Source organism: Cellulomonas sp. P4_B5_2, assembly GCF_056402235.1.
In genome coordinates this window covers 1-3043 of sequence record NZ_JBFUHU010000385.1, presented here as the reverse complement: position 1 = coordinate 3043, position 3043 = coordinate 1, and the positions used below count along the sequence as shown (strand labels likewise).

4 protein-coding genes are annotated in these 3043 nt (G+C 72.7%); 2 read left to right on the top strand and 2 right to left on the bottom strand.

The window, feature by feature from the left end; all coding sequences use genetic code 11:
• Together AC1DUQ_RS19895 and AC1DUQ_RS19890 are read left to right on the top strand one after the other, a co-directional pair.
• On the top strand, nucleotides 1–819 hold an 819-nt coding region (locus AC1DUQ_RS19895; protein WP_477074439.1), incomplete at its 5' end, for an MFS transporter.
• Between the two features lie 19 nt (nucleotides 820–838).
• Nucleotides 839–1414: a GNAT family N-acetyltransferase gene (locus tag AC1DUQ_RS19890; RefSeq protein ID WP_477061046.1), complete on the top strand. Its 576-nt coding sequence runs from the start codon at nucleotides 839–841 to the stop codon at nucleotides 1412–1414.
• Here the strand turns inward: AC1DUQ_RS19890 and AC1DUQ_RS19885 are convergent.
• Nucleotides 1407–2693 carry an adenylosuccinate synthase gene (locus AC1DUQ_RS19885; protein WP_477061045.1) on the bottom strand — a complete coding sequence of 429 codons (1287 nt, stop codon included), beginning with the start codon at nucleotides 2691–2693 and terminating at the stop codon, nucleotides 1407–1409. The two genes, AC1DUQ_RS19890 and AC1DUQ_RS19885, sit on opposite strands and share 8 nt — an antisense overlap.
• 113 nt (nucleotides 2694–2806) lie before the next feature.
• A partial coding sequence (locus AC1DUQ_RS19880) for a DUF3151 family protein (protein WP_477074438.1) occupies nucleotides 2807–3043 on the bottom strand: 237 nt, incomplete at its 5' end.

The window sequence follows — 3043 nt, the reverse complement described above, 5'->3', positions numbered from 1 at the left end:
TTCGTCGGCGGCCCGATCGCGGGCGGGATGCTCGCGCTCGGCGCCGGCTGGGTGTTCGGCGTCCCGGCCGGCCTCGGCGTGCTCGCCCTCCTGCTCATCGCCACCCGGATCCCGGGGTCGTACAAGCACGCGGCCGCGGAGAAGCGCTCGGCGCTCACCGAGGTCCGCGAGGGCGTCGGGTTCCTGGTGCGGCACCCCGTGCTCCGCCCGCTCCTGGTGGCCGGCAGCGTGATGAACATGGCCAGCACCGGCTACTTCGCCGTGTTCGTGCTCTGGATGGTCGGCCCCGGCTCGCGCGTCGGGCTCGAGCCCGCGCACTACCCGCTGGTGATCGCCGTGCTCGCGGTGGGCGCGGTGCTCGGCTCGATCGCCGCGGAGCCGCTGGGCCGGCGCATCCCCGAGGTCCGGCTGCTGCTGGGCTGCTGGACCATCGACGCGCTGCTCATGCTGGTCCCGGTGCTCGTGCCCACGGTGCCCGCCATCGCGGTCGCCATGTTCTTCCTCGGCTTCCTCAACACCAACGGCAACGTGATCTCGCAGTCGATGCGCCAGCGGATGGTCGCGCCCGGCATGCTCGGTCGCGTGGGCGGTGCCAGCCGGACGCTCGGGTACGGGCTCATGCCGCTCGGCGCGCTCCTCGGCGGGCTCGTGGCCGAGCAGTGGGGCCTGCCCGCGGTGTTCCTCGGCGCGACCGTGGTCTGCGTCGCGGCGGTCGGCTACCCCATCGCGGTCGTCCGCCAGCGCATGGTCGACGAGCTGGTGCTGCCGGCGGTCGTCGTGGAGCCCGTCGAGGACGCGCCCCTGACCGCGGCCGTCTGAGCTCGGACATACTGGCCGCGTGCCCCGGCTGACCCCGCCCACGATCACCCCCGGCAGCATCCGCCGGCTTCCGCAACCGGTGCTGGACGCGGACGGTCTGCGACTCCGCCCGTGGCGGGCCGGCGACGAGGCGGCGGTCGTCGCGGCCTACGCGGACCCCGACATCCGACGATGGCACGCCCGGTCCATGGACGCCGACGAGGCGGCCGCCTGGGTCGCCTCGTGGTCGGGGCGGTGGGAGGGCGAGACCGGCGCCGGCTGGGCCCTGGAACGCGACGGCGACGTCGTCGGGCAGCTCAGCCTTCGGTCGTTCGAGCACGGCGACGGCCGGTCGACCGTCTCCTACTGGGTGCTCCCCCGTGCGCGCGGGCGCGGGCTCGCGACGACGGCGCTCCGCACGGTCGCCGAGTGGGCGTTCGACGCGCTCGGGCTGCACCGGATCGAGGTCGACCACTCGGTCGACAACCCGGCGTCGTGCCTCGTGGCCACCCGAGCCGGGTTCCACCTCGAGGGGACCAAGCGCGGCGACGCCCTGCACGCGGACGGCTGGCACGACATGCACCTGCACGCCCGCGTCGCGGGAGACGTCAGCTGAGCAGCTCGTGCCGGACGATCGTGGCCTCGCGGCCGGGGCCGACGCCGACCGACGAGATGCGGGCGCCCGAGATCTCCTCGAGGTGCAGCAGGTAGCGCTGCGCCGCGGCGGGCAGGTCGTCGAACTCGCGAGCCCCGGAGATGTCCTCGGTCCAGCCGTCCAGGTACTCGTAGATCGGCTTGGCGTGGTGGAAGTCGGACTGGTCGTACGGCATCTCGTCGAACCGGCGCCCCTGCACGTCGTACGCCACGGCGACGGGGATCTTCTCCCTGCCGGTGAGCACGTCGAGCTTGGTGACCACCAGGTCGGTGAGGCCGTTGACGCGGCTGGCGTAGCGGACCACGACGGCGTCGTACCAGCCGGTGCGGCGCGGCCGGCCGGTGGTGGTGCCGAACTCCCCGCCGGTCTGCCGCAGCCACTCGCCGTCGTCGTCGAGCAGCTCGGTGGGGAACGGGCCCTCGCCGACGCGGGTGGTGTACGCCTTCGCGACGGCGACCACGCGGTCGATCCGGGTGGGTCCGACGCCTGAGCCCGTGCACGCGCCGCCGGCCGTGGCCGACGAGGACGTGACGAACGGGTAGGTGCCGTGGTCGACGTCGAGCATGGTGGCCTGACCGGCCTCGAAGACCAGGGTCTTGCCGTCGTCGAGCGCGGTGTTGAGCAGCAGCGGGGTGTCCGCGACCATCGGGTGCAGCCGGTCGGCGTGGCGCAGCAGGTCCTCGACCGTCTCGTCGACAGTGATGGCCCGGCGGTTGTAGACCTTCACCAGCAGGTGGTTCTTCTGGTCGAGGGCGCCCTCGACCTTCTCCCTCAGGATCTTCTCGTCGAACAGGTCCTGCATCCGGATGCCGACGCGGTTGATCTTGTCGGAGTACGCCGGGCCGATGCCGCGACCGGTGGTGCCGATGCGGCGCTTGCCCAGGAACCGCTCGGTGACCTTGTCGAGGGTGCGGTTGTACGGCGCGATGACGTGGGCGGCCGACGAGACCTTGAGGGCGGAGGTGTCCACGCCGCGGGCCTCGAGCGCGTCGATCTCCTCGAAGAGCACCTCGATGTCGACGACCACGCCGTTGCCGATCACCGGGACGACGCCGGGCGAGAGGATCCCCGACGGCAGCAGGTGCAGGGCGTACTTCTCGCCCCCGATCACGACCGTGTGACCCGCGTTGTTGCCGCCGTTGAACTTCACGACGTAGTCGGTCCGCGAGCCGAGCTGGTCGGTCGCCTTCCCCTTGCCCTCGTCGCCCCACTGAGCTCCGAGCACCACGACGGCCGGCATCTGAATCACCACTCCCCCTGCCTACGGTGCGGACCCGTGTACCGGGGCCGGGCACCGGGCGGCAGTGACCCAGTACCTCCGAGAGGGTACCGGACCGTCAAGAAATGGTCATGTCACCGCAGGTTGGCCACCTCGTCGACCGACGTCCCGCTGTCCACGAGGAACGTCTCGCAGCGCTCGGCCTCCTCGGACTCCCCGATCGCCTCCGCGGCCTCGGCGAGGGCGAGCAGGGCGCGCAGGAACCCCTCGTTGGGGGCGTGGTCGGCGGGGATCGGTCCGCGCCCGTGCCAGCCGGCGCGGCGCAGGGCGTCGAGCCCGCGGTGGTAGCCGGTGCGCGCGTAGGCGTAGGC